Genomic DNA, 26,606 nt, shown 5'->3' with positions numbered 1-26,606 from the left:
TCTCTATACGTTAGAGCACTTTTTCGTCTGAACGCAGGCCCTGAACCAATTCCTTTACCTGATCGGCCAAATCCCCCTGGAGAATCCGCCCGCCAACCTTTGGCTTGGGCAGGAAGATCTCGAGGATCTCCGCTTTCGCGCCAACCTCAGACGCATCGAGGCCGAGGTCCGCGGCAGTATACCGGGTGATGGGCTTTTTGTTGGCCTTGCGGATACCGATCAAGGACGGATACCGCGGCTCATTGAGCCCCTGTTGGGCGGTGACCAAGATGGGCAGGTCGCCCTCCACCACCTCGACGTCCCCTTCCGCATCCCGCTCCGCCCGCACCTTCCCGTCCGCCACCTCAAGCTTTGTAACCGTGCCGATATGTGGAATGCCGAGCAGTTCCGCCAGCCGGACGGCGACCTGGCCCGAGCCGTCATCCACCGCCTGATTCCCGGCGAGAATGATATCGTAGGGATGCTTCTCTACAGCCTTCGCCAGCACCTGGGCCGCCGTGTACTCATCCCCAAACAGGCTCGGATCATCGATGATGACCGCATCGTCCGCCCCCATGGCCAACGCCGTTCGCAAAGCCTCCTCCGCCCGGGGCGGCCCGAGAGTGATCACCGTGACCTGGCCTCCGTGTTGCTCTTTGAGACGGATCGCCTCTTCCACCGCGAACTCGTCATACGGATTGATCACGAACTTGACCCCGTCTTCCTTAATCTTTCCATTGTCGAGAACGATGCGTTCCTCGGTATCGAAAGTCTGTTTCATGCACACAATGATGTTCATCCCAAGGACTCCTTTCTGTCCGGTTCTTTTCGCCATCGTTCATCTTCGCGGCGGACCAGCCCTCCGAGTAACAGGTCTACCACCGGCCCCGCCAGGGCCACCAGGTCATACTTCGCTCCGGTCAAAACCCAGGCGGTGACCGTTTCGTCCATGGTGCCAAAGATCATTCGCCGAGCGATGCGCCGATCGATGGTCGGTCGAAACATTCCCTGATCCACTCCCCGCTCGATGATCCCATCGATGATTCGGTAATAGGGGCGCATAATGTCGCCGATCTTGCGTCTCACGTCGGGATTGGTCTGACGGAGGTGGACCTGGGTGACCATGGCCAGGTCTTTCGTTTCCGCAAGTCCTCGAAAGTACAGAAACACCAAACGATGCAACATCTCGGCGGGATCTTCGAGCCCGGCCAGAGCCGCCTGGACCCGTTCGATGATCTCCCCGATCGTCTCCCGGAGAATGGAGATGAGAATATCTTCTTTGTTTTTAAAATAGAGGTACACGGTGCCGTCCGCGACCCCGGCCTCCCGGGCAATCCGGGACACCTGGGCATTATAGTACCCGGACTCGGCCATCACTTTTACGGCCGCCTGCAGAATCGCTACGTATTTTGCTCGATCCTTGCGCAGCGCAATCGCTCTCACCCCGATAAAATGAATGGTGATTCATTCATTCTTATTCTATCGACCGACCGTTCGCTTTGTCAATAAAAAAGACGGGGGCGGCACTGGACCGTCCCCGCCTCCTTTAAGTTTCTACCAAGTCCGTATCCCCGGAGCGCTGGGAGGCGCATTTTGCAGCGTATCGATGACAGGGTAGGCGTAGGCCACAAGGATCAGGACCGCGGCCAACGAGATGATCACCGGCCAGCGTTCCAAGACCCGGGGCGTCGCCTCCGCAGGATTGGCCACCTCTCCGATCGGGTACTCCTCAAAGCCTTTCGGAGCAAACCAAGTCAAGTAAACGACCATGCCGATCATGAGCATGGCTCCGATGAAAAGCAGCGTACCACCGAGTGCCATGACCCCCTCGAGGGGCATCCAGCTGACTGCAGTGGGGTCATTCATGTAAGTCGTGTAGGCAGTGCGCCGGGGTACACCCAAGAGCCCCATGTAATGCATGGAACCGGACATGAGCAGCATCCCGGTGGCCCAGATCACCGCCTGGACGAGTCCCACTTTATTGGCCGCCCGCGTCAACTTTCGACCTGTGAGGTGCGGCAACAGCCAATAACTGATGCCGAAGAAGGTCATTGCCACTGCTGTGCCGACGGTCAGGTGGAAGTGACCTGTGATAAAGATCGTATTGTGAACGACCTCGTTCATCTGGTTACTGGCGTTGATAATCCCACCGGCACCGCCCGGGATGAAGGCGATCATGCCCATCATCGGAGCCATAAACCGCACATCGTTCCAGGGGAGCTTTTTAAACCACCCGAACAGCCCCGTCGCTCCCTTGGCGCGGCCCGCCGATTCAAACACCGCAAACATATTGAAAGCGGTCATCAGAGAAGGAACCACGACAAACATGGTCAAAGTCACATGCAAGAATTTCCACAGCGGCGGAATACCCGGCTCCAACAATTGATGGTGAAAGCCGACGGGCGTCGAGAGCAGGATAAACATCACAAAACTGGTTCGCGCCAAAGCGTCGCTGAACACCTTGCCGCCGATGATTTTCGGCATCACCGCATACCACATGGTGTATGCTGGAAGCAGCCAGAAATACACCAGGGGATGGCCGAAATACCAGAACAACATCCGGCTCAGTAACACATTGACGGTCGAAACCCAGCCAAAAGACCACGGAATCAGTTGCAGAACGACCTCCAGGGCCACGCCGATGGTCGCGATCTGCCAGAGCAGCATGGTGGCAAAGGCCATAAAGGTGAAAAGGGGCGAGAGCTTACCGGGATTTTTCCGTTTCCAGACCCGGTATGCCGCAAAGACGCCGTACCCCCCGAACCAACTGCCCACCACCACCAGGGCCGTGCCGATATAGAAGAGCGGCGACGCCTTCATCGGCGCGTAAAACGTGTACAGGACCGACGCATTTCCCGCTAATACTTCGAAGGTCGCCGCCACTTGCCCGATGACCATCATCCACCAGCCGAGCCAGCCCAGCCTGCGGGCCACCGGGGGCAATGAACCGCCAGTGGTTCGGGCGACACCGGAAAAGAAAAAGCCAATGATAAAGTAGGTGGTAAAAAGAAGCCCCATGTACACGCCGTGCGCAGTGAGAATCTGGTAATAGTTCAACCATTTCGGCAGGGTGATGACGCCGCCCCGGTCCAGACCTTGGAGCAGGCCGGCGGTTGCCGCCACTCCGAAAGACAAAAAAGCCACCAACACGTAAGCCAAGCTCAACCGGGCGGCTGCTCGGTCCACCCGCACATCCTGGGCTTCCGCCACTTGTGCTTGCGCCATCCTGATTCACATCCTTCCCGTCTCTACTTCACAATTAAGTGAGCAGCCATCAACTGGTGGCCGGTTCCGCAGTACTCGTTACAAAGAATTAAGTAATCCCCGGGCTTTGTGAAGGTGTGGGTCGCGGAGTTGACCAACCCGGGAATGATCATCATATTCACGTTCGTCCCCGGTATTTCAAACCCGTGCACCACATCTTTACTCGTGACGTTGAAAGTCACCGTGGATCCCACCGGGACCTCCATGCGGTTCGGTGCATAGCTAAACACAAACGCCGTCATGTTGGCCACGTAATTGTTCTGGCCGATTTGTTTCAAAGCAGGTTGATCGAAAGGCGGCGTCTGGCTCACTTTGGTCGGGTCCATCACCTGAGTGTTACTCGGCGGTTGAGCCCCCATGGCGAAGGCGTTCACCCCAAGTGTGATGATAAATGCAATCAACGTCAGCACGCCAACGGTGAGCCAGATTTTTTCATAGCGATGCAAGTGCATATCCGACCCCTCCTCCCCACTCTAACCTTGCGGAAAGCGATTCACTGATTGTGTCCTTAGCTGCAAGGCTCACTCCCGACTCAATTCCTGTCCAAAAAGAGAATGAAGACCCCGAGCCACGACGCCAACAGAACCGCCCCCACGATAAATACCGAAGCCAGAGTCCCTTTCAGGTTCTCCTCTGCTTCCGTCTCCCGCTCCCTGGTTTTTGGAGCTGACATCTGGGCCATTGTGCCCCCTCCTTTCATAACCATGGACGCTGAACAGATGAACCGCCTCGGCTAATTCCACCCTCAGTTTCCTGCTTCCCTTAAACCAGCGCATGATAAAAAGAGACCATAGACAGTAGTACAAAACTACCAGGAATGTTGAGTAGACACACAACCGACACAAAGGTTTCACGAGAAAGGCACAAACGCCATCTTTTTGCCAAAAATAAAAGCCCGCAGGCGGAAAATTGGCCTCCCCGCCGCGGGCTTTCCCCTTTTTCGACAAATTCAGCGCAGCGCTGTCAAAAAAGATTCGAAGGCGTCACCAGGGCGCCCGGCCCCGGACTCCTGCCAGGGAGTAGGCCCGGTCCACCCCCACCGCCGCGACTGCGGCAATCACCGCTTTAACGAGATCCCCGGGAATAAAGGGCAGCACCCCCAGGGTGATGGCTTGTCCCGCGGTCAGATGCCCGACGTGGGCCAGCCAAGCGGCCCCGGGAATGTACGCCACCAGGGCGCCCCCGACCACACTCCCCACAAGAGCCCGAAAAATCGTCAACCGACCTCGCACGAACCAACCGATGACGAAGGCACCGATGATAAATCCAATCAGATACCCGCCCGTCGGACCGAGCAGAACCCCGAGGCCCGCATGTCCCCGGGCGCCGATGGGAACGCCCAGCGCCACCAACAAAACGTATAAGACCATACTGAGTCCGCCCCACCAGGGCCCGAGCAACAGCCCCGACAGCATGACACCCAAGTTTTGCCCGCTGATGGGCACTTGGGTGAAAGGAAGCGGGACCGCCACATAGGCCAGCGCCCCGGTGACCGCGGCCATGAGCGCCGCCATTACCATTCCCCTGACTTCTGATCCCTTGCCTCTCACCGCCACATCGATCTCCCCCCTTCGCCGATCTACTTTACCATGGTGGGCCCCCGCAGACAAACGGGTTGCCGAAGATCCGCCCATTCACTACAATGCTCGTGGACACGAGTGCTCGTCGACCCGGGATTCCGTAAGGGGTTCCGGGTCATCGCCGGGGAATTTGACGAGAGGGTCTTGACACGATGCTGGCACTGAACTGCAAGATCATAAGATGGGACGACGGGGACAACCAGGCCCCCGTCCTGGAAAATGTGGATTTTCAAGCGCCCCGGGGGACATGGACCTGCGTGATCGGCCGCAATGGATCGGGGAAGTCCACCTTGCTGCTGGCCTTGGCCGGCCTTTTGCCCGTGGCCCCGGGCAGCCTCACGGTGGACGGACAGCCGTTGGAACAAGTCAACCCCGCCGCCCGCTTGGTGTTGGGCCGGGGAACTCATCAGATCGTGGGCAGTACCCCCGCAGAGGATATCGCTTGGGGCCTGCAGTTGCAACGCCTCGCCCCGGACGCGATTCGGCGTCGGACTGCTGATGCCCTGGAGGCATTCAACCTGGTGGATCTCGCCGAACGGCCCATTCATCTTCTTTCCGGCGGTCAACTCCAAAGATTGGCCCTGGCGGGGGCATGGGCGACGAAGCCGGGATGGATTCTGGCCGATGAACCCACGTCGATGCTGGATCCCGATCATCAAGAACGAGTCCTGGATCTCCTCGCCACCCTTCGGGACCGGGGGGCCGGAATTGTCCACTCGACCCATTCATTGGAAGAAATGGAGCGGGCGGACCGGGTGTGGCTGGTGGACGGAGGCCGGGTGATTCCGCTGGGAACGCCCGAAGAAGCTCAGGAGGCGTGGGAACGGATCGCCGAAGGGGGGTTCCCAAAACCGTGGAAATGGAAAGTGATCGAGCACATGACAGTCCCCCCTCGGGCAGAAAAAGACTCCCGCCGACCTAAACCCGCGGGCGCAGACCCGGGAGTCCACCCCGGTGCGGCGGCCGGCCCGGTGTCCTGGATTTTTCTCGCCGGGGTCCTGCAGGGTGTGAATTCCGGGAAACCTGGGCCGGATCCGCGGCCACAAGATGCTGAACCCGTCGCCACCCTGACCGATGTGGTCGTGGAGGGCCGGCTGCAATTGGAACGGTGTGAACTCTACCCGGGCATCACCGCCCTCCTCGGACCCAGCGGGGCAGGCAAAACGACGCTCCTCGCCCTCCTCGGCGGGCTCCTGCCGCCGAACTCCGGCAGTTTTCACATGAGGGAAGGCGACCCCTACCGGGCCCGCCGGGCCCTGACACAGCTCAGGCAAAACGCGGCCATGGCTTTGCAGTTTCCCGAGCAACAACTTTTTGCGCCGACGGTGTACGAAGACATGGCCTACGCCCTGCGGCGCCGGGGCCTTCGGGCCGAAGAAGTCGACAAAAGGGTTCGGACGACGGCGTCCGATCTCGGCCTTACCCACCTGCTGGAGCGCTCGCCTTTTACCCTCAGCTTTGGCGAACAGCGCAGGGTGGCCCTGGGGGGCATCCTGGCCCTCAACCCGCGCATCCTGCTGCTCGACGAGCCCTTCGCCGGGATTGATCCTGCCGGCCGAACGGCCCTGGCTGGGCTTCTTAAAAATTGGGCAAAACGAACCGGAGGGGCTCTCGTGGTGGCCAGCCACCACATCGAAGAGCTCCTGGATGTGGCCGACCGGTGGTGGCTGCTGAAGGGTGGGCGACTGACCGCCGCAGGTTCCTTGTCCGCCGTCGCCCGGGCTACCTGGTCCGGAGGGGACCACCCCGTCGCAGCGGCCAAATTGCGCGTCGCCGCCCGGTGGTCTTCCCGGGTTTGAGATGGCCGTCAAGGCTTCGAGGGAGAGGAGGAGAAATCCATGAAAACCGAACTCTTACTCGGACAGTACCTGCCGAGGCAAACTTTCCTCCACCGGCTTGACCCTCGCAGCAAACTGTTGATCGCTCTCCTCCTCACCATCGACCTCATGAAGGCGCAGTGGCCGTGGGAGGTGTTGGGATTTGGTGCGTTGGCCGTCCTGGGCATGGGCATCGCCCGGGTGCCCCTGCGATCTGCCCTCAGAACTTTACGCCCAATCCTTTTTCTAATCGCCTTCAGCGCGGTCATGAATCTCACCGCCCCGGGACCCCGCTGGATCGAGGCCGGCCCAGTCACTCTCACCCGGACGGGCCTGGTTCTCGCCCTGGACACCTTGACCCGGATTCCCGCTTTGATCCTCCTGGCCTCTCTTCTGGTGTGGACCACCTCGCCCGCCGCTTTGGCCGACGGACTGGCGTCCTCTCTCCATCCCATGGAAAAATTGGGCCGCCCCGGACGGGCGGCGGCGTCCGGTTTGCGGGATTTGATCTTTTTCGCTGGACTGGCCCTGCGCCTAATCCCCCAGGTGCACCAATCGTTCCGCCGGGTCAAAATGTCCTTTCTGGCCCGGGGTCTGGAGGTGGACACCGGGCCAGCCCGGGTCAGGTGGCGCTACCTCGCGGAGATGATCGTCCCTTGGCTGGTGGCGATCCTCCGAAGCGCCGACGACATCTCCCTGGCTCTTACCGCCCGGGGTTACCGCCGGGGTGCCGCCCCCACCCCGCTGTACATCCAACCCTGGTCCCGGCGCGAAATCCTCTCGGTGGCGGCCGCTGGCCTCGTCACCCTGTGGGTCTGGCGACACGCCTTCGTCGGCCTCCTCGGCATCGCGGCTCTCCCTGTCTAGCCCCGTGTCCCGGATCGCCACCATCGAACCGAAACTAGACGATCTCGCACTTCAGCACGTGCTCCATGTGATTCAGCGCCATCTCGTGAGCCTGGGCATTGAAAGACGCCACCCCTTGGCGGTGAACGGCAATCTCCAGATCTCCCCGTTTCGTCACCCGGTGTTTGTACAAGCCGAGGCCTGTGCTGACCACGCAGATGTCTGTGCAAACCCCGGCCACGTGCAATCGGGTGATCCCTTCTCGATCTAAGTAGTCCAGCAGCGGCGTCTCGTAGGTGGCGTCATACGTTTTCTTCGGCCAGGTCACATACCCCTCGTAGCCCTCCACCGCCGCGGCCAGCCGGTCTTCCAGCTCCCGACCCGGGGTGCCGGTCAAACAATGGGGCGGAAAAAGTCCGGCCCGAATCTCGTAGTCCGACTCCATATGATCGTCCCGAATGTCGAGGATCGGTCGGCCCTCCCGGCGGAACTTTTCGATTAACCTCCGAACGTAGGGGATGATCTCCTGTCCCGCCGCTCCACACGTCAAAGCCCCATCCATATCGATAAAATCTTTCGATAAGTCGATCAAAAGCAGAGCTTCTCGCACCGCCTTCGCCCCCTCCGTAGACATTGTGGTTTTATCATAGCAAAAGCCGGCGGGCGGCGCCAAGGAGCCGCCCAAGAGCCCGGTAGATCCCATTGTCAAGGCGTGTCTTTTAACCCGCGCAACAAGCAGGGGATCACTCGACCTATGTTTCGACAAACGGCAGGGCTAAAGGCCCAGATATTGCAAAGGATTTTCATAGGCCTTTAGAACCATTGACTGTTCCGGGAAGGGGGGTGATATCGTCAGAAACGTAAGCCGGTCCACGAGTTTTCTTAACTCATATACTGCCGTTCCGGGGTACTACTACCACCTTAAAATTGCTCCTTACAGCGGCTGGGGATATTTTCACACCCAAGGTACCTGATGGTGAGGCATAATGCCGTCATTCCTGCCTTTGCCGAGGGCATCCCGGTTCTGTGGTCGTACGGTTATCTGGCCGCGCTTCAGGTCCTCATCCTCGCGGTGGGGTGGAATGTTGTTCGAAACGTCAGAATTTAACGCAGCCGCACCTGCCCCCGAGTCAGGTGACGCGGACGTCTTCCAGCCCTTCGCGAATGCCGGCGAACAGGCGCTCCTGGTCCCGCTTTGGCCGCACCGCCACCCGAAGATACCGCCGGTCCAGCCCGGGAAACGTTCGGCAGTCCCGAACGAACACCCCCCGGCGGGCCAGGCGGGGCCACTCCCGGCCGATGTCAAAATCCTCCCGCCAAGCGAGCAAAAAATTCGCCCTGGCGTCGGTGACGGAAAACCCGAGTTTCCCAAAGGTCTCCGCCATCCGCCGGCGCTGCTGGATGATCCAACGCCGGCTGCGCGCCGGGAAGTCCTCATCTTCCAAAGCCGCCGCCCCCGCCGCCAGGGCCACGCCGTTCACCGACCACGGGGGCCGCAACCCCTCCATCCTCCGGATCTCCTCGGGAGACGCCACCCCGTAGCCCAAACGCACTCCGGGGATACTGTAGAATTTGGTCATCGAGCGAAGGACGAAAAGCCCCGGCCGCCGGCCGGCCCGGGGGATCTGACTCCGAATTTGCTCATCGGAGCAAAAATCGAGAAAGGCTTCATCCAAAAGCACCCGCACCCCGGCCTCCTCCGCCTCATCCAGCACCCTTTCCAGGGCTGCCGAATCCCAAAGAACACCCGTGGGATTATTGGGATTGGCGAGAACCAGCAGGTCCACCCCGGTCCCGAGAGCGTCGACCACCGCCCCCGCGTCCGGAACAAACCCCCGCTCCGGATGGAGGAGGATCCGCTCAATCTCGGCCCCCACCGCCCGGGCGGCGTCCTCGTACTCCGAAAAAGATGGGGCCAAGGCAAGAATCCGCCGGGGCCGCCAGGCAAACATTGCGAGAAAGATCAGTTCCGCCGCTCCATTGCCCACAATGACCGCGTCCGAGGTCATTCCCCACCGCTCGGCCACCTGCCGGCGAAATCCCTCCTGGCGGGGGTCCGGGTAACGGTGGGCCTCCTGCAGGGCCGCCCTCATGGCCGATTTCACCGACTCCGGTGGCCCCAGGGGATTGATGTTGGCGCTAAAATCAGCGAGATCCCCCGGATCTCCGCCCCAGCGCTCCCGGTACTCCCGGACATTGCCGCCGTGATCCATGAACGGGCGCATCACATCCACCGACCCAACACCTCCATCGCCACCAGGGCGCACACCTGGGTGAACACGCACAAGGCTCCGTAGACGTCCCCGGTCAAGCCCCCCAACCGCCGGGCCACCCGACGGGCCCAAAACTGAACGCCAAAAAAGGCGAGACCTGCACCGACAAGCACCGACCACTGGCCGGAGACCACCGCCGGGAATCCGGGGATGAGAAGCGCCACACCCGCCGCGGCCACATCCCGAGGTCCCGCCCCCCGAAGGGCGGCCCCCATTCCTTCCGCCCGGGCGTAGGGAAACGCCGCCACCGCCCAGACCATGGTCCAGCGAGCGATGCCCCAGGCGGCCGCCGTCACCTCAAAGGGCGCCCCTTCGGCGATCCACATATCCAAGAATGCCCATTCCGCCAGGAGCACCCCGATGGCGGCCATCACGCCAAAGGCGCCCACCCGGCTGTCCCGCATAATTTCCAGGGCCCGCTCCCGTTCCCGGCGACTGCCCAGCCCGTCCGCCGTATCCATCCACCCGTCCAGGTGAAGCCCCCCGGTGAGCCACAGATCTGCCGCCATCACCAGGGCCGCCGCCCCGGGCGCCGGCACCCGCAGAAGGAACAACAACTGCGCCATCAGCCACATCAGGGCTCCGAGGATGACCCCGACAAAGGCGTACCAGCGCAGGCTGCGCCTCTGCCCTTGTTCGTCCATTTCCCCGAAAAGGGGCACCGGAATTCGGCTGAGAAATCGCGCGGCGGTGGTCAGGGCAGCCGCTTCCCGGACCGCCCATCGTCCAATCCCGGCTACCGCCACCCGGCGATCCCCTCCGCCACCAAAATCAACACCGCCATCTCCGCGGTGGTCCACGCCATGAGCCGCACCGCTCGGGAGATATCCCGGGGTTCTAAGGCGCGTTCCCCGGGGCCCAGGTACGGACGGAAGGACCGCCGCCCGTGATACAGGTTCCAGCCCCCGAGCCGCACTCCCAAAGCGCCGGCCGCCGCCGCCTCGGGGATCCCCCCGTTGGGGCTGGGATGTCGCCGGGCGTCCTTGCGAATGGCCCGGAATGCCCCTCGCACATCAAGCCCGAGGATACCGGCCGCCCCCAGCATCAACGCGCCGGTGATCCGTGCCGGAATCCAGTTCAGCACATCATCCAGCCGGGCCGCCACCCGGCCAAAATCCAGATAGCGGACATTGCGGTACCCGATCATGGCATCGAGGGTGTTGGCCGCCCGGTAGGCCATGGCCGCCGGCCCCCCGCCAAGGGCGGCGTAGAATAAAGGGGCGATGATGGCGTCCACGATATTTTCCGCCACACTTTCCACAGCCGCCCGGATCACCTCCCCTTCGGGAAGACCGCCGGTGCTTCGACTCACCATCATCCCGGCCGCCTTCCTGGCTCCCTCCAGGTCCCCCGCCTGGAGGAACCCGGACACCCGCTTTGCCGCTTGAGCGAGATTTCGAGGCGCCACCGCCACCCAGACCCACAGGGCGGACACCGCAAACCCGAGGGCGGGATGAAAATGCCCTCCCAGCCATACGGTCAAGCCCGTGACCGCGTAGGTCAATCCCACCACCCCGACGGCCAAAATACCACCTGCCCATCGTTCCCGGACCCGACGACCAAAGGGAGCCTTGGAGGTGCTCCCACCTCCGCGCCCAGCACCGGGAACTGAGCCGGATGGGCCCACGCCGTCCGGACCGCCGCTCTCTCCCCGAAGCGGAGGCACCCGAAACAGACGGCGCAACCCCCTCTCCCCGGCTTCGATGCAGCGCCCGAGTCCCACCACCGGATGAACCGCCCCGGGCGGTTCTCCCACCAGGGCATCGAGGATCAGGCCGGCCAAAGCCTCCATCACGGCGCTTCGCCTCCGAGACCGGCTTCAACACACCTGTCTATCGCTTGGGAGCGAATCTCGACCGGTAGACCCGCCGTGATCCGGTACACCCGCCCAGAGGCCTTGGCCAGGGTTTGATTGGCCAGACCCAGGGCATCCCGGAACAGACATCCCACCGCCGTGGCCGGGGCCACCCCCTCCCCCACCTCGTCGCTCACCACCACCACCGGATAAGGGCTCTGCCGACACCGGCGGATCAGCGCCTCGATGATCTCCTTCAAATCCCGCTCCTCTTCGGAGGACCATTCGGGAACGGGTTCGCGGTGGGACCCGTCCAGAGACGGGGATCGCCGGGCCAGCTTACGGGTCATCCATGCCGTTACCCACTGGGTCAAACTGTCGATGAGCACCACTCCCCCGGGGTCGCGTCCGTCCCACAGACCCGCCGGCGCCTCTCCATCCTGCGCTTCGATCGTCTTCCATCCCGGCGGACGGCGCCTTTGGTGGCGCCTCACCCGCTCCTCCATCTCCTCCCTCCGGGCCGTGGCGACATAGACAACCTCCACTCCAAGCTCCCTCGCCCAGCGATCGGCCAAGCCTTCCGCCCACTCGCTCTTGCCGCTTCTCGCCCCGCCGATCACGAAGGTAAGAGACGGCAGCCGCCCCCGGCGATCATCTCTGTCCCGGAGCGCCCGGTGGAGCAAACGATGGGCCTCCCGGGCCAACAACCAGCCCGCCTCGGACCCCGGGCCCGCGTACGCCGCGGATCGTCCGCCCTTGCGAAACAGCACCGCCACCGCATCGGTACTGGTCCCCGTCGCCGGGAGCCCGGACTCCGCACACCGGACCCCCCGCTCCTGCAAAACCCGGCTTTTGACCTCGGTCAACGTGATGACGGCGTTCACCGCCGCCTGCTCGGACAGCGCCCCGTCGAACACCGCCGTCATATTGATCGTCCCGGGCCCGGCGTCGAACCATCCCGGCTTCTCCCCGGCGCACAAAGCATTGCTCGTCCCCGCCGTGAGGGCGATCAACCATCGGCCACCGGGGCCATTCACCACCGACCACTGGGTCCCCCTGACGTCTACCGCGGTCATCATCCCCACGGCGGGCGTCGGCACCCGGACCGACTTCAGCCTCCGGGCAATGTCCCCCGCGGGATCAAGTCCTTTGTATCCGAGATCCACCGTTACGTTTGCCACGGCGCGGATGCCGCTTTGGCGTCCGCCGCCGTACACCGCCGACGACAGGCTTTCCCAGGCCTCCTCCGACTCCAGCCACCAGCACCCTTGCCCCCACCGAAGGGTCAGCCCCAACTCCGTCACCCGCCGAATTTCCCGATCCATCTCCGACACCGCACCTCGACCACCCATCCTGTGCAGCCCCCATCGCCCGCCCCGCGCCCTTGTCGTCTTCACGCCCCGGGTTCCCCGGTCACCGCCTCCGGATCCCTTCACCTGTGCCGGGGCGCGCCGGGAGGCTCCAGAGCCAGGAGACGATAAACCCGCTCCCAGTCGACATGTTGTCGCAACAAAGCCGCCAACCGATCGAAGGCTTCCTCCCGGACAGCATACATGTCCCGCACCCTGCCTTCAAGAGGGGGCAGACCCTTCTCCCTGCGCAGCCCATCCAACCAGCGGCGCCGAAAGGCCCAGCTGTCGAAAATCCCGTGGACATACGTCCCCCAGACCTTTCCATCCAGGGACACGGCGCCCTCGGGGTACCCCTCCTCCCCCCCGGCGGGCTCAATCAACAGCAAAGAGCGGGGCTCGTCGCACCAGGACGTGCGGCCCATGTGAATCTCGTACCCCTCCACCGGCACACCTTGCAAATCCGGCCCCAACTCCTCGGCCGTCACCCGGCCGGCCCTGCGCACGACACGCTTGGCCGGGAAAAACGCCGTCTCCGTCGGAAGGAGGCCGAGCCCAGGCACCTCCCCCGGGCGCCCCCCTTCGATCCCCTCCGGGTCCATCAAGCGAATCCCCAGCATTTGATAACCTCCGCACAGCCCCACCACCCGGCCCCCCCGGGCGGCAAAATCGCCGATGGCCGCCGCCAGCCCCCGATCCCGGAGCCAGACCAAGTCCCCGATGCTATTTTTCGTGCCGGGCAGGATCACGGCGTCCGGATCCCCCAACGCCTCCGGCCGCTCCACCCAGCGAATCCGCACGTCGGGTTCCAGCCGCAGGGGATCGAGGTCTGTATAGTTCGACAGGTGAGGCAGACGGATGGCGACAATCTCCAAGGGCCCATCCCCGAAGCCGCCGGGAAGGGCCAGGGAGTCCTCGCCATCGATGGGCAAATCCTCCCAGGGAACCACCCCGATCACCGGCACCCCGGTCCGCGCCTCAAGCCACTTCAGCCCCGGTTCGAGCAACGACGGGTCGCCCCGGAATTTGTTGATCAAAAATCCCTTGACCCGCCGCCTCTCCTCTGGAGTGAGCAACTCCAGGGTCCCGACGAAGGAAGCAAACACTCCGCCCCGGTCGATGTCTCCCACCAGGAGAACCGGGGCGTCGGCCAGGGCGGCGATGCGCATATTCGCAATGTCCCGGTCTTTCAAATTGATCTCCGCCGGACTGCCCGCCCCTTCCATCACCACCACTTCCGCCTCTTGACGGAGTCGGTCCAGGGATTCTTTCACCGTTCCCAGAAGTTCGGGAATCAGGCGTTCCCGGTACTCCCGGGCGCCGGCGTCCGTCAAGGGTTTCCCTCGGAGGATCACCTGGGCCGAGGCGGGGCCGCACGGCTTGAGCAAAATCGGGTTCATGTCGACGGTGGCGATCACGCCGGCGGCCTCGGCCTGAACCCCCTGGGCCCGGCCAATCTCCCCGCCGTCCATCGTGACATAGCTATTTAACGCCATATTTTGCGACTTAAAGGGGACCACCCGCCAGCCGTCCTGGGCCAGAACTCGGCAAAAGCCGGTGGCCAGCCAGCTTTTCCCAACGTTAGAGGCCGTGCCCTGTAACATGATGCACCTGGCCGGGGGAGAGACCGCCGCCTCAGGCTTCGGCATCGGAGACCCCCGCCTCTTCAAAGGTGGCCATCTCATCGAGGATTCGAGCAGCGGCCTCCATCATCGGCATGGCCAGGACCGCGCCCGTCCCTTCCCCAAGGCGAAGATCGAGATCGAACAAGGGCTCCCGCCCCAGCCAGCGAAGGATTCGACCATGCCCGGGCTCCACCGACCGGTGCGACGCGAACATGTAGGGCAGCGCCCTGGGATCGATGTGAACCGCCGCCAACACCGCCGCCGACGCGATGAACCCGTCCATGAGCACCGGCACCCGCCGGGCGGCGCCGGCCAGAGCCGCCCCGGCCAATCCGGCGATCTCCAGACCGCCCACTTTGGCCAGCACGTCCACCGCATCCGAAGGATCCGGCCGATTCACCGCCAGGGCGCCCCGGACCGCCTGGAGCTTTTTCTGGCGGCGGACCGGATCGATCCCGGTCCCCAGTCCCACCAGGTCCCCCTCGGGCCACCCGGTCAGGGCGGCGGCCACCGCCGCGGCCGCCGTGGTGTTGCCGATACCCATTTCCCCCAAGGCGAGCAGCCGGATCCCGGAGTCGATCATCTCCATGGCCACCCTCCAGCCCACATCCAGGGCCCGCTCCGCTTCCTCCCGGGACATGGCCGCCCCCCGGGTCATATCCGCCGTCCCCGGACGGACTTTATGCGCCCGGAACACCGCCCGAGACTCACCGGCGCTGAGGGAGGTGGCCATCTCCCGGGAGTCGATCTCCACCGCCACTCCGACATCCACCACCCAGACCGCCGCCCCGGCCACCCGGGACAGGACGTTCACCGCCGCCCCGCCGCGGAGAAAATTCAAGACCATTTGGGCGGTGACCTCCGGGGGGTAGGCGGACACGCCGCCCGCCGCCACCCCGTGATCCCCTGCCATCACCAGCACCCCCGCCGGCCGGACCTTTGGACGCTCCTCCCCCGTCGCCGCCGCCAGGTCCACGGCGAGGCTCTCCAGGCGCCCCAGGCTGCCCTGGGGTTTGGTCAGCCGGTCCAACCGCCGCCTCGCGGCCTCCGCCGATTTTTCAGAGGGAAGGGGGATCTCCCGGGACTGCCACGAATACAATTCGATCACCTCACATGTTAGGTCGTCACAATCTCGAACTCCCCGGGCCACATCGCCCTTCGCCATCAGCCACTCGCCCTAGTCCTTTGTTGAGCCCAGCGCCCAGGGCATGGGATCCAGGCGCCCCCGCTCATTCGCTCCGGTCAATGTATACTTGCGCTGGTAACCTCGAGGAGTCACCATTCGCCCGTGATACTCCCTGGTGGAGGAGTTGCCGATGATGAGGGTGGTCAACATCCCGATCTCGTGGTTCAACATGTCTTCCAAGGTGGTCACTTCCACCCGTTGCCGCTCTCGATAGGCGCTCTTCACGATCCCCACCGGTGTCTCCGGAGCGCGGTACCGCAAGAGAATTGATTGAGTTTCCACAATTTGCTGGGTCCTGCGCCCACTTTTGGGATTATACAAGGCGATGACAAAATCGGCCGCGGCTGCGGCCTCCACCCGGCGGGCGATGACCTCCCAGGGAGTGAGGTGGTCACTCAAAGAAATCGCGGCAAAATCGTGCATCAAGGGCGCCCCGAGGAGGGCCGCCACGGCGTTCACCGCCGAGATGCCGGGAACCACCTCGATCTCGGGATCATCGCCGGGCTCCCAGCCCTGCTCCATCAGCACCTCGTAAATCAGACCGGCCATGCCGTACACCCCGGCGTCTCCGCTGGAGATCACCGCCACCGTCCTCCCCGATTTCGCTTGCTCCACCGCCGCCTGGGCCCGGGTGACCTCTTCGGTCATCCCCGTGCGAAGGACCTCCCGGTCGCCGATCAAATCCCGGACGAGATCCACATAGGTCTTGTACCCGACAATGAGATCGCTGTGTTCGATGGCCTGACGGGCCCGGAAGGTCATGTGTTCCTCACTGCCCGGCCCAAACCCGACGACGAAAATCTTCCCCATCCCCATCCCCTCCTCGTGCCATCTCATCCATTAACTCCTGCAGCCGCCCCGCGACAATGTCCTCCAACTTCGGATGTCCCGCGAGATACCGGGCGAGCCGAAATTCCACCTCCGGCATCTCCGCCTGGGCCTCCTCCACCCATCCCGCCAGCCGCTTCATCAGGACCCCGGTGAACAACAGGTACGGCAACACCACCACCCGGCGCACCCCGGACAGGAGGGCCCGGCGGAGAGCCGTGGGCACATCCGGATATGTCACCCCGACAAAGCAGGGCTCCACCCAGTCGGCGCCGCACCTTTCCCAGAACAGGCGAGCCACCCGATACAATTGCGCATTCGCCTCGGCATTGCTCGATCCCCGGCCGACGAATACCACCGCCGTCCCCTCCGCCTTCCCGGTGGACAACTCCCCTTCCCCAACGGCCTCGGCCAAGCGGTCCACCAACATGTCGAGGACGCCGGGGTGAAGGCCCAAGGGGCGCCCGTAACGCACCCGAACCCCCCACTCCCGGGCCGACCCGGCGAGAATCTCCGGAATCTCCTCCCGGACGTGCCGGGCCGGCAGGAGAATCACCGGTATCGCCCACACTTCCCGGATTCCCCGGGCGGCGAGCCGCCCCATCACTTGGGGAATCCCGGGCTCTGCCAGCTCCAGAAATGCCCCGGCGACGGTGCGGTCCGGCCACCTGTGGCGGAGGTTCTCCACCAATGCAGAAAACTCCCGGTTTCCCTCGGGATCCCGGCTGCCGTGGCCAATGAGAAGCACCGCCTCTCGCTCATTTTCCATTCCCATCCCCCTCACCTTTCCCGAAACCCAGCCCGCTCCGCCCGGTGGCGGGCGCAAAGATCCAACCAACGGTCGACCATATCGGGATGGGAGCCAAAATGCAGGTGCGTGTAGGCAGCGAGAAGCCGGTCTTCGGCGTACCCATCCCGGCCCCAGCCCCGGCGGGCAGATACCCGGTAGGCCCAGGGATACGGCTCCTCGATCTCCACCAGATGCGAATAGTGAAACTCGTGCCCCCGGGCCTTTTCACCCGCTTTCAAAAACACCGTATCCCGCTCCGCCACCACCTCCCGGTACCCGAGAGCGGCGAGAGTCCGCTGCATCCTCACCCAAGCCGGTACGAGCCCCGCCATGGGATAACGACGCCCTTCCGCCGTCTCGATGCCTCGGGACAAGTACATGAGTCCCCCGCATTCCGCGTAGATGGGCAGCCCCCCGGCGTGCCGCCGGCGCAGGTCCTCCAGCACCTGACGATGGGACGAAAGTTCCCGGGCGAACTCCTCGGGAAAGCCCCCGCCGATGTACAGGCCGTCCGCCTCCTCGGGCACTTTCTCCCCGGCGAGAGGCGAGAAAAAGAGCAGCCTGGCTCCCCGGTGCTCGAGTAACTCTAAGTTCTCGGCGTAATAAAAATGAAAGGCCGCATCCCAGGCCACGGCGAGGTTGACCCGGGGCGGGCGCGAGGGCCGGGCAAAGAGCACGGGATCCGACGCCCCCAGGGCCGGTGCGCTCCGGGCCAATTCCACCACCCGGTCTACGTTCACCGACTCCCGGACCATTTGGGCCAACCCGTCGAACCACCCCGACAACTCCCCGCGCTCCAGGGCGGGAATGAGACCGAGATGGCGCTCGGGAGCGGCGAGATCCAGCCGCCTGGGCAGTGCGCCCAGGACGGGGATGCCGCACGCCCCTTCCACGGCGGTCCGGATGATCTCGGCGTGGCCCGGGGATCCCACCCGGTTCGCCACGACCCCGGCGATGGGAACCCGGGGGTCGAGGCGCTGAAAGCCGAGCACCACCGCCGCAGCGCTCCGGGCCATGCTGTGCACATCCACCACGAGGATCACCGGAACCTGGAGCAGCCGGGCCACCTGGGCGGCACTCCCCCGGTCATCCCGGGGGTCTTTGCCGTCGTAGAGCCCCATGACCCCCTCGATCACCGCCACATCGGCCCCGGCACACCCGCGGGAAAAGCTTTCGCTCAGCGCTTCTTCGGGCACCATCCACGTGTCCAGGTTGCGGGCCGGCCGGCCCGTCACCGCCCGGTGAAAGGTCGGGTCGATATAATCCGGCCCCACTTTAAACCCCTGCACCGCCAATCCCCGCCGGCGCAACTCCGCCATCAGCCCCACCGTGAAGGTGGTCTTCCCCGCCCCGGACTGGGTGCCGGCAATGAGAAGGCGCGGGCAGGAATCGCGCAGAGCCTTGCCCGTGGTGGTCATCCCTTCCATCAGCCAGCCCCTCCTTCCCCCGCTCCCTCCCGGGCATTGAAAGCTTTTCTCGCAACGGACAGAGTGACATTTCCAGAAACGATTTTATCGACGAGCAGCCGGTCGGTGCCCGCCGCCCGCATGGCCGCAGGTTCACTGACCCCGTAAGCCCCGGTGTAGCGATACACCGTCTCCGAAGGGTGCCGCATGGGCATCTCGTTCAGTTCATCCGGAGTGTAGGCAATCAGGGGCCAACCGCGATCTCGGCACATCGCCACCAGACCGGCTTCATCTTTTTTGCGGTCGATGGTCGCCACCGCCGCCACGCTGTCCACCGCCAATCCCTTCGCCCGGAGAGTCCCTTCCACCACCTCTTCGATTTCCGCCCGGGGGGTGCCCCGGTTGCACCCGATCCCCAGAATCAGGGATTTCGGGCGGTACACAACCCAGTACGGAGCGAACTGGCGCAGCTCCTCCTCGGACCAGATCCGGTCCGTAATAAGAAGCAAAGCCCCAAAACCCGGCAACCCTTGCCGGGCACGCTCGGCCGCCGTCCCCCGGGCTTCCTCCAGACTGTCGCACCTGTGGATGGTGGGCGGCAGAGGGGTCGGGCGGGTCCACCAACCCCGCTCTCCGGCCTCCTGGAGAACCAAGACCGGCTCCTCGTTGACCACCGCCGCCGATGCCGGAGTGACGTGGCGGTCGTCGGCCAAAGTCCAGCCAAAAGATCGACCCAGGAGGTCCACGGCGATGGTCCGGCCCACATCCGAAGCCGTGGTGATGACGGGCTGGGCACCGAGAACCTCGGCCACGCGCTCGGCCAGGCGGTTCGCTCCCCCCAGGTGTCCGGAAAGGACAGAGATGGCAAACCGCCCGGCGTCATCCACCACCACCACCGCAGGATCGGTCTTTTTGTCCCGCAGCACCGGAGCGATCATCCGCACCACCGCTCCCAGGGAGATAAACAAAATCCAGCCCTCGTAGCGGTGAAATCCATCTTGAAGCAACTCCCGGACACTCCCGGAAAAGGGCGTCGCCCGAAAGGAACTGAACGTCTCGCCCTCCTGAGCTCCCCCGGCTGCCCGGAGGTCAAATTTTTCACTGCAGTACACATCGACGCCGCCCAGCCCTTTCGCCGTCCGCCAGGCCAATTCCACCCCGTGTTTGGTGATCGCCACCGCGGCGTAAGCCTGGGGATGATCCGGCCACGGCATCACGGCCCCTCCCCCCCGGGGGCATCCCCGGCCCGTACCGCCCGCCGGTACCGATGGGCAAAGGTGGGATCGTAAAGCCGGGATTTTGGCCCATCGGGACGGCGCAGACCGGGGTCCAGGGCCGGCCCGGCCAAGATCAAGGCGTGACTTCGGATTTGGGCGTCCCGCATGTCCTCGACAATTTGGCCCAAGGTGGAGCGGATCACCACTTGGTCCGGCCAGGTGGCCTTGTACACCACCGCCACCGGGATATTGTCCTCCCATCCCGCCTGCCGCAGGGCGTTTCGGACATCCCCCATGAGCCCCGCCGATAGGAACAGCGCCAGGGTGGAGCGGTGCCGGGCCAGGGCGGTCAACTCCTCGCCCGGCGGCACCGGCGTCCTCCCCGCGGCCCGGGTGAGGATCACCGTCTGGGTCACTTCGGGCACCGTCAGCTCCGCCCCCAAAACCGCCGCAGCGGCAAAAACTGAGGAAACGCCGGGGACGATCTCCCAGGGGATCCCTGCGGCATCCAGCCGGGCGGCCTGCTCCAGGATTGCCCCGAACACCGACGGGTCCCCGGTATGGACCCGGGCCACCCGCTGGCCCTGCTCGGCGGCATCGATCATCCGCCCGGCGATCTCCTCCAGGGTGAGCTCCGCGCTTTTCTCAATCCGGACCCCGGGTTTCGCTCCCCTCAGCACCTCGGGATTCACCAGGGAATCGGTGTAAAGAATGAGATCGGCTTCCTCGATCAGGCGCTTGCCCTTGACGGTGATGAGTTCCGGATCCCCCGGCCCTGCACCGATAAAATACACTTTGCCGATCCCCGGGCGGCTCATCGCTGCTCCCCCTTTTTGACAATCATCAGGGTGAGGTATTCCAGTTCCCGGCCCCGGAGCTCCCGAATATCCCAAAAGACCTGCTCATCGGGAGTCCCGCATTTGGTCACCACCGCCGCCCGGTCCACCAAGTGCAGCTCTTCCAAAAGACCCACCATCATGTCCATGACTTTTGCCACTTTCAAAAACACCACGGTGTCATGCTCCGCCAGGGCCCGACGCATGGCCTCCCGGTCGTCCACCGCGGGGATAATGCCCACTCTCTCGTCCCCGTCCGCCAAGGGAATATCCAGCCGGGCCGCCGCCCCACCCGGAGAAGAGACCCCCGGGACCACCTCCACCTCCACCCCGGGGTGAATCCGGCGCAGGAGCCGGACCAGATGAATGGCCGTGCTGTACAGATAGGGATGGCCTTCGGTGATAAAGGCCACGTCCCGGCCGGCCGACAACTTCTCCCACACCCGGTTTACCGTCTCCTCCCACTGAATCCGCAATTTTTCCGGATCCCGGGTCATGGGGAAGACCAACCCCAACCGCTCCGGCCCAGGGGTGGGCAGCAGACTTTCGACGATGGAGAGGGCATAACTGTCCCCGGAGCGCATTTTTTGCGGATAGGCCACAACCGGAGCTTCCCGCAGAATCCGGTGGGCGCGCAGGGTGAGCCACTCGGGATCCCCCGGCCCCACCCCGAGCACGAACAATTTTCCCAGTCGATCAGCCATCCTCGTCCCCAGCCCCTTCCTCCGCCCGCCGGGCGGTCACGATGTACACCGGATCAAAAGCTTCAAACCGGGTGAGATCCTTAATGGGACGGCTGCGGGCCACCTGGATCAGCGTCACGTCCACCGCCATCCCCCGATTTCGCAGCCCCTCCACCGCCTGATAGAGATTTTCAAGCGTCGCGGCGTTCACCACAATGCGGCCCCCGGGCCGCAGGCGCCGGACGCAGACGTCCAACAACTCCTCCATCCGCCCGGCGGTGCCGCCCACAAAGACCGCGTCCGGGTCAGGAAACGCCTCGAGTCCGTCAGGGGCCGTGCCATGCACCCAGTGGACCGGGCGGTGGAATTTTTCCACGTTGCGGCGGAGGTTCTCACAATCTTCCTCATTTTTCTCGATGGCGTACACCCGTACCCCCTCCGCCAACCCCGCCGCCTCGATGCCCACCGAACCGGTACAGGCGCCGATATCCCACATCACGACACCCGGGCGAATGTGCAACTTCGCCAGGCTGACCACCCGGACTTCCTGTTTAGTGATCAGCCCCCGCTTGGGTTTGCGCTGAAAAAACGCCTCATCGTCAATCCCCAGGGGCCACACCGCCTCCTCCGATGCTCCTTCTCTATGGGCCTCCGCCTCAGTCCCTCCTCCGTCTTGCCGACGGCGGATCACCACCACGTTGAGGGGGGCGAACTCCTGCTCCGCGGCGTCTGCCACTGTGTACCATCCCGTCCGCTCATCCGGCGCTCCGAGGTTCTCCCCGACGAACACCTCCACCTCCGAAACCCCCGCCTTCTGGAGTGCCCGGGCGATTCTCCCAGGCGTACTCCCGTCCGACGTCACCAGGGCGACTTTCGCATGGGTGCGCACCCAGTCCACCACCGGCTCCACATCCCGCCCGTGCACCGAAGCCAAAAAGGCGTCCTGCCAAGGCTCCTTGATCCGGGCGAAAGCCAACTGAACCGAAGAGACGTGGGGGTGGATCTCCACCTGTTCGGGGCCGAGTTTTTTCGCCAAGTACCCCCCGATGCCGAAAAAATTCGGATCGCCCGAGGCCAGTACCACCACCCGGCGGCCTTCCCGGCGGGCCTGATCAATGCGATCCACCGCCCGGGAAAGCCCCTCTTGCACCGCCAAGACCTCCCCGGAGTATTCGGGAAAATAGTCCAAATGCCGCCTTCCCCCCACCAGGAGGTCAGCCTGTTCAATCCATCGCCTCACCGGGACGGGAACTCCCTCCGCCCCGTCCGCTCCGATGCCGATGATCCGGACCGGTTCCACGGCCTCTCCCCCCTTCCGATCACGCGCCCCTCAAAATCGCAGAGGATCATTTCCACCCCGAAGGCCCCCCCGACGTGCTCAGAGGCCCGTGCACAGATCTCCTCGCACAATCGCGAAAAAAACGCATGGTATCCTTTCGACCACAGGACATCCCCGATCTCCTTGGCGGTATTCGCCCGCCGAAGTCCTTCCGCCTCGGAGGGCGGCACTCCGGACTGAACGGCCAGATCGGCCAGCCACCCCGGGTCCACCGACGACCCTTTCGAATGGAGATGCATGTGTCCCGCCGCGGCCTTGGAGAATTTTCCAATCATGCCGCAAAGGGTCACTTTTTCCACGCCCCGCTTGGCGCACTGCTTGAGAGAAAACCCCAGAAAATCCCCCATTTCGATAAAGGCCTCTTCCGGGAGATGGGAAAGCTCCCGCATCGCAACCTTTTCACTTCGGCCTCCGGTGGTCAACACCACCTGACGGCACCCCGCCGCCGTGGCCACACTGATGGCCTGGGCTACGCTGGCCATCCACGCCGCCGTGGAAAAGGGCTTGACAATCCCCGTGGTACCCAGGATTGAAATTCCTCCGATGATCCCCAGCCGGCCGTTCATCGTCTTCTTCGCGATCTCTTCGCCCCCGGGCACGGAGATCACCACCCGCATCCCGCGCCGCCCCAGCATCTCCGGCCCCGCCGCCTCTTCTGCGGCCTGGCGGATCATCCTCCGGGGCACCGGATTGATGGCCGGCTCCCCCACGGGCACGGCCAGCCCGGGCTTCGTCACCCGACCGACTCCCTCGCCACCCTCGAGTTCAATCCCCGGCTCTCCCCGCCAACTCACCGTGGACCAGATCCAGGCGCCGTGGGTGGCATCGGGATCGTCCCCGCCGTCTTTGATCACGGCGCAGGCGGCGCGCTCCGGCGTAAACGATAAACCTTCCACGGCGAATCGCACCCTTTGCCCGGCCGGGAGCCCGATCTCCACCTCGGACAGCGGCTGTTGGTGAACCAGGGCCCATACGGCTGCTTTGGTCGCCGCCGCAGCGCAACTGCCGGTGGTATAGCCGTGGCGCAGCGGCCGCTCCGGCGGTTCGGTCATCGCGCCCCCGCCTCCGATACGGCCAACAGAGACAGGGCATTGACGATGGCCACAGCCACCGGACTGCCCCCTTTACGGCCCTCATTGGTGATAAAGGGCGGCTGATCCAGACCGGCCAACTGCGCTTTCGATTCCGCCGCCGATACGAACCCCACCGGCACGCCGACGATCAGCGCCGGGCGCGCCTCCCCCGCCCGGACGAGGCGAATCAACTCCAACAGGGCGGTCGGAGCGTTGCCGATGGCCACGATCCCCCCTTCCGCCATCCGGGCCGCCTTGCGCATCGAAACGATGGCCCGGGTGGTTCCCTGGCGCCGCGCCTCCTCGGCCACATCCGGATCGGAGATCAGACAGTGCACCCGCCCCCCAAACCGCTCAATCCGCGCCTTGGAGATCCCCACCTGAACCATCTGGACATCGGCCACCACCGGCCGTCCCTCCCGGATGGCCCGAATCCCCGCTTCCACAGCCTGGGGATGAAACCGCAGCGACCTCCCCAGATCAAAATCTGCACTGGCGTGAATCACCCGCTGGACAATGGGAAATTGTTCTTCCGTAAAAGAATGTTCCCCCAGTTCTTCCGCAATGATGGCAAAACTCCGGGCCTCGATCTCCTCGGGCCGGACTGTCGACGGCACAAACTCGCTCACCCCATCTCCCCCTCCCCGCTGCGGGTACAAAAAAACCCCCGACCCATCGGTCGGAGGCACTTTACGTTCATGCCTGGCGGGCCTCAAGAGCCCGGAATCGGCACACCGCACCCCATACCGCGAGGGTCTTTCGGCGTTTCCATCAAGGTAGGTCTCCTGGCTCCCGGGTCATCGCGGCCCTCCGTCTTCCCCGCATTGGCGCGAGTGACGTCGTCCTCGGCGGACGTGGAGGGCAACTCGTCCGGTCACAGTGGCGGGTCCGCTCGGGATTCTCACCCGATTCCCTGTTACCTTCCGCCGCGGCGGAAGCACCTTGACGTCGTTGCCAAAAACATTCATGCTTGAAATTGGACACAGGTAAGACTCGTTGTAAGCATAACTCACGGCCCTGGGACGTGTCCATAGCCGTTTTCACCGATCCCGGGCGAGTTTGCGAACGGAATCCTAGATTTGCGAGCTGTCTGAGCAGTTTTAAAAACTTCCCTTCAAGAGGTGATTCTCAGATGTTGTTTCTGCTTGCCGGCACCAGCGACGCCCGAGCGCTGGGCGTTCAACTGCGGAACGCTGGCTATCCCGTGCTGGCTTCGGTGGTCACCGACAATGCCGCGTCCTCTTTGCGTCAGGAAGGGCTCTCGGTTGCCGTGGGCCGCAAAACCGCCGATGAAATGGCTAGGCTCTTTTCCGAGAACGGCACCCGGGCGGTGGTGGACGCAAGCCACCCCTTCGCTGAAGAAGCGTCCCGGAACGCCATGGAAGCGGCCCGGATTGCCGGCATTCCTTACATCCGGTATGAACGTCCATACTCAGAATTGTCCGAACACCCAAACTTGCACTTGGCTCGGGACTACCGGGAAGCCGCGCAACTAGCCGCTACCTTCGGTGGCACCATTTTCCTGACCACCGGCAGCAAAACCCTGCCCGTCTTCGCCGAAGTCCTGCTGAAAGACCCGTCCGCCCGGATGATTTGCCGGCTTCTTCCCACCGAGGAAAATATGCGCACCTGTGCGGCTCTGGGGATTCCCCAGCGCAACATTGTCGCCATGCAGGGGCCCTACACCGCCGGCCTCAACGCGGCCTTTTATGACCACTTTGGCGTGACCACCCTGATCACCAAGGAGAGCGGCAGCGAAGGCAGCGTCATGGAAAAAATTCAACCCGCTCTGGACCGCGGCATTCATACTATCGTGATCTGCCGTCCGGGCATTCAATATGAGCACCTGTGCCACAGCGCCGGCGAAGTGCTGGAAACACTGGACCGCCTGCCCTAGCTCCGGCGGGGCATCTCGCCGATCATTGATTCTTTAACATATAAATCTCCCGATCGTGCTCGCCGATTTTGCGATCGTAAAAAGCCAAATCCGCTTTCGTAACCATGTTCGCTTCAACGTGTTGCAGCCGCTGATCGATGCCGATGGTTCTGGCGTCGATCTCCAAAACGGCCTGGCGCATATGCGGAAATTCTTCCAAGATATGCTCGACATGTACGACCCGGCAGTCCACATCTCTCACACGCTCTTCGACAGTGGACAATCGGCTCTCGACCACATCCAAGCGGCGTTCGACAGCGTCCAGGCGCTGCTCCACCGCTTCCAAGCGCTGCTCCACCGCTTCCAAGCGCTGCTCCACCACTTCCAAGCGCTGCTCCACCGCTTCCAAGCGCTGCTCCACCACTTCCAAGCGCTGCTCCACCGCTTCCAAGCGCTGCTCCACCACTTCCAAGCGCTGCTCCACCACTTCCAGGCGCTGCTCCACCACTTCCAAGCGCTGCTCCACCACTTCCAAGCGCTGCTCCACCACTTCCAAGCGCTGCTCCACCACTTCCAAGCGCTGCTCCACCACTTCCAAGCGCTGCTCCACGGCTTCCAAGCGCTGCTCCACCACTTCCAAGCGCTGCTCCACCACTTCCAAGCGCTGCTCCACGGCTTCCAAGCGCTGCTCCACGGCTTCCAAGCGCTGCTCCACGGCTTCCAAGCGCTGGTCGATTCTATCCACGCGCGCTTCCAACCGGTCGAATCGCCCATGCAAACTCCGAACCTCTTGAAGAATGACCTCCAGAACCTCGTTGACGTGACGACCGTCCATCCGGCACCA

General features: G+C 63.7%; 25 protein-coding genes, 1 pseudogene and 1 riboswitch. Of the genes and pseudogenes, 3 read left to right on the top strand and 23 right to left on the bottom strand.

Translation table 11 applies throughout. The features are described from left to right. Positions 1-10: 10 nt before the first annotated feature. From BTUS_RS02165 to BTUS_RS02140, 6 genes are all read right to left on the bottom strand, one after another. A complete protein-coding gene (locus BTUS_RS02165) occupies positions 11-778 on the bottom strand; it encodes an electron transfer flavoprotein subunit beta/FixA family protein (RefSeq protein WP_013074489.1) in 768 nt (255 codons plus the stop codon). After that, positions 775-1,407, bottom strand: coding sequence for a TetR/AcrR family transcriptional regulator (locus BTUS_RS02160; RefSeq protein ID WP_013074488.1), 633 nt, complete (start codon positions 1,405-1,407; stop codon positions 775-777). Before BTUS_RS02160 ends, BTUS_RS02165 begins: the two co-directional genes overlap by 4 nt. Positions 1,408-1,533: 126 nt before the next feature. Beyond that, positions 1,534-3,204: a b(o/a)3-type cytochrome-c oxidase subunit 1 gene (locus BTUS_RS02155; RefSeq protein ID WP_013074487.1), complete on the bottom strand. Its 1,671-nt coding sequence runs from the start codon at positions 3,202-3,204 to the stop codon at positions 1,534-1,536. Positions 3,205-3,227: 23 nt separating this feature from the next. Continuing rightward, a complete protein-coding gene (locus BTUS_RS02150; protein WP_013074486.1) occupies positions 3,228-3,695 on the bottom strand; it encodes a cytochrome c oxidase subunit II in 468 nt (155 codons plus the stop codon). Positions 3,696-3,775: 80 nt separating this feature from the next. Continuing rightward, positions 3,776-3,925, bottom strand: coding sequence for a cytochrome c oxidase subunit 2A (locus tag BTUS_RS02145; RefSeq protein ID WP_013074485.1), 150 nt, complete (start codon positions 3,923-3,925; stop codon positions 3,776-3,778). Positions 3,926-4,226: 301 nt separating this feature from the next. Next, entirely contained in the window at positions 4,227-4,763 is a 537-nt protein-coding gene (locus tag BTUS_RS02140) for a biotin transporter BioY (protein ID WP_041304730.1), read from the bottom strand. 212 nt (positions 4,764-4,975) lie between these two features. Here BTUS_RS02140 and BTUS_RS02135 point away from each other — a divergent pair, with 212 nt between their 5' ends. Together BTUS_RS02135 and BTUS_RS02130 are read left to right on the top strand one after the other, a co-directional pair. Further along, positions 4,976-6,622 (top strand): ABC transporter ATP-binding protein, encoded by a 1,647-nt coding sequence (locus BTUS_RS02135; RefSeq protein WP_013074483.1) that lies wholly within the window; start codon positions 4,976-4,978, stop codon positions 6,620-6,622. Between the two features lie 39 nt (positions 6,623-6,661). Then, a complete protein-coding gene (locus BTUS_RS02130) occupies positions 6,662-7,507 on the top strand; it encodes an energy-coupling factor transporter transmembrane component T family protein (protein WP_013074482.1) in 846 nt (281 codons plus the stop codon). Positions 7,508-7,541: 34 nt separating this feature from the next. Here BTUS_RS02130 and BTUS_RS02125 read toward each other — a convergent pair whose 3' ends face one another. The 16 genes and pseudogenes from BTUS_RS02125 to BTUS_RS02045 all read right to left on the bottom strand — a co-directional run bounded on the left by BTUS_RS02125 (position 7,542) and on the right by BTUS_RS02045 (position 24,515). Continuing rightward, positions 7,542-8,096, bottom strand: coding sequence for a cysteine hydrolase family protein (locus tag BTUS_RS02125; RefSeq protein ID WP_013074481.1), 555 nt, complete (start codon positions 8,094-8,096; stop codon positions 7,542-7,544). A gap of 520 nt (positions 8,097-8,616) precedes the next feature. Then, positions 8,617-9,711, bottom strand: a complete 1,095-nt coding sequence (gene cobD, locus BTUS_RS02120) for a threonine-phosphate decarboxylase CobD (RefSeq protein ID WP_041304729.1) — start codon at positions 9,709-9,711, stop codon at positions 8,617-8,619. Further along, positions 9,711-10,505 carry an adenosylcobinamide-GDP ribazoletransferase gene (locus tag BTUS_RS02115; RefSeq protein WP_013074479.1) on the bottom strand — a complete coding sequence of 265 codons (795 nt, stop codon included), beginning with the start codon at positions 10,503-10,505 and terminating at the stop codon, positions 9,711-9,713. The genes cobD and BTUS_RS02115 overlap by 1 nt, the downstream gene beginning before the upstream one ends. Continuing rightward, positions 10,496-11,551 (bottom strand): adenosylcobinamide-phosphate synthase CbiB, encoded by a 1,056-nt coding sequence (cbiB, locus tag BTUS_RS02110; RefSeq protein WP_041304725.1) that lies wholly within the window; start codon positions 11,549-11,551, stop codon positions 10,496-10,498. Before cbiB ends, BTUS_RS02115 begins: the two co-directional genes overlap by 10 nt. Continuing rightward, positions 11,551-12,906 (bottom strand): bifunctional adenosylcobinamide kinase/adenosylcobinamide-phosphate guanylyltransferase, encoded by a 1,356-nt coding sequence (locus BTUS_RS16610; RefSeq protein WP_013074477.1) that lies wholly within the window; start codon positions 12,904-12,906, stop codon positions 11,551-11,553. The genes cbiB and BTUS_RS16610 overlap by 1 nt, the downstream gene beginning before the upstream one ends. Before the next feature lie 80 nt (positions 12,907-12,986). Beyond that, positions 12,987-14,552 (bottom strand): cobyric acid synthase, encoded by a 1,566-nt coding sequence (locus BTUS_RS02095; RefSeq protein WP_013074476.1) that lies wholly within the window; start codon positions 14,550-14,552, stop codon positions 12,987-12,989. Continuing rightward, entirely contained in the window at positions 14,539-15,693 is a 1,155-nt protein-coding gene (gene cobT, locus BTUS_RS02090) for a nicotinate-nucleotide--dimethylbenzimidazole phosphoribosyltransferase (RefSeq protein WP_013074475.1), read from the bottom strand. The genes BTUS_RS02095 and cobT overlap by 14 nt, the downstream gene beginning before the upstream one ends. An 18-nt stretch (positions 15,694-15,711) precedes the next feature. After that, positions 15,712-16,524 (bottom strand): annotated as a pseudogene (gene cobJ, locus BTUS_RS02085) (precorrin-3B C(17)-methyltransferase); the annotation flags it as partial. Continuing rightward, complete coding sequence (locus BTUS_RS02080) at positions 16,484-17,311, bottom strand: sirohydrochlorin chelatase (RefSeq protein ID WP_013074473.1); 828 nt, start codon at positions 17,309-17,311, stop codon at positions 16,484-16,486. The gene BTUS_RS02080 and the pseudogene cobJ, both read right to left, overlap by 41 nt. A gap of 11 nt (positions 17,312-17,322) precedes the next feature. Continuing rightward, positions 17,323-18,759 (bottom strand): cobyrinate a,c-diamide synthase, encoded by a 1,437-nt coding sequence (locus tag BTUS_RS02075; protein WP_013074472.1) that lies wholly within the window; start codon positions 18,757-18,759, stop codon positions 17,323-17,325. After that, the gene (locus tag BTUS_RS02070) at positions 18,759-19,952 is read right to left on the bottom strand and encodes a cobalt-precorrin 5A hydrolase (RefSeq protein ID WP_013074471.1); all 1,194 of its coding nucleotides are present in this window, start codon (positions 19,950-19,952) and stop codon (positions 18,759-18,761) included. The genes BTUS_RS02075 and BTUS_RS02070 overlap by 1 nt, the downstream gene beginning before the upstream one ends. Beyond that, positions 19,952-20,773: a precorrin-4 C(11)-methyltransferase gene (gene cobM / locus BTUS_RS02065; RefSeq protein WP_013074470.1), complete on the bottom strand. Its 822-nt coding sequence runs from the start codon at positions 20,771-20,773 to the stop codon at positions 19,952-19,954. Before cobM ends, BTUS_RS02070 begins: the two co-directional genes overlap by 1 nt. After that, positions 20,770-21,495, bottom strand: a complete 726-nt coding sequence (gene cobI, locus BTUS_RS02060; protein WP_013074469.1) for a precorrin-2 C(20)-methyltransferase — start codon at positions 21,493-21,495, stop codon at positions 20,770-20,772. Before cobI ends, cobM begins: the two co-directional genes overlap by 4 nt. Beyond that, positions 21,488-22,774, bottom strand: coding sequence for a bifunctional cobalt-precorrin-7 (C(5))-methyltransferase/cobalt-precorrin-6B (C(15))-methyltransferase (locus BTUS_RS02055; RefSeq protein ID WP_013074468.1), 1,287 nt, complete (start codon positions 22,772-22,774; stop codon positions 21,488-21,490). The genes cobI and BTUS_RS02055 overlap by 8 nt, the downstream gene beginning before the upstream one ends. Beyond that, positions 22,711-23,865 (bottom strand): cobalt-precorrin-5B (C(1))-methyltransferase, encoded by a 1,155-nt coding sequence (locus tag BTUS_RS02050; RefSeq protein ID WP_013074467.1) that lies wholly within the window; start codon positions 23,863-23,865, stop codon positions 22,711-22,713. Before BTUS_RS02050 ends, BTUS_RS02055 begins: the two co-directional genes overlap by 64 nt. Then, positions 23,862-24,515, bottom strand: coding sequence for a precorrin-8X methylmutase (locus BTUS_RS02045; RefSeq protein ID WP_013074466.1), 654 nt, complete (start codon positions 24,513-24,515; stop codon positions 23,862-23,864). The genes BTUS_RS02050 and BTUS_RS02045 overlap by 4 nt, the downstream gene beginning before the upstream one ends. 129 nt (positions 24,516-24,644) lie before the next feature. Then, positions 24,645-24,846: riboswitch (cobalamin riboswitch) on the bottom strand. Between the two features lie 172 nt (positions 24,847-25,018). On the opposite strand from BTUS_RS02045, the gene cobK reads away from it, so the two are divergent. Further along, the gene (gene cobK / locus BTUS_RS02040; protein ID WP_013074465.1) at positions 25,019-25,783 is read left to right on the top strand and encodes a precorrin-6A reductase; all 765 of its coding nucleotides are present in this window, start codon (positions 25,019-25,021) and stop codon (positions 25,781-25,783) included. A 22-nt stretch (positions 25,784-25,805) separates the two neighbouring features. Here the strand turns inward: cobK and BTUS_RS02035 are convergent, their stop codons facing one another. Then, the gene (locus BTUS_RS02035) at positions 25,806-26,597 is read right to left on the bottom strand and encodes a tropomyosin (RefSeq protein WP_013074464.1); all 792 of its coding nucleotides are present in this window, start codon (positions 26,595-26,597) and stop codon (positions 25,806-25,808) included. Between the last annotated feature and the right edge of the window lie 9 nt (positions 26,598-26,606).

Source organism: Kyrpidia tusciae DSM 2912 (assembly GCF_000092905.1).
Classification (GTDB): domain Bacteria; phylum Bacillota; class Bacilli; order Kyrpidiales; family Kyrpidiaceae; genus Kyrpidia; species Kyrpidia tusciae.
This window is presented reverse-complemented; position numbering and strand designations above follow the sequence as displayed.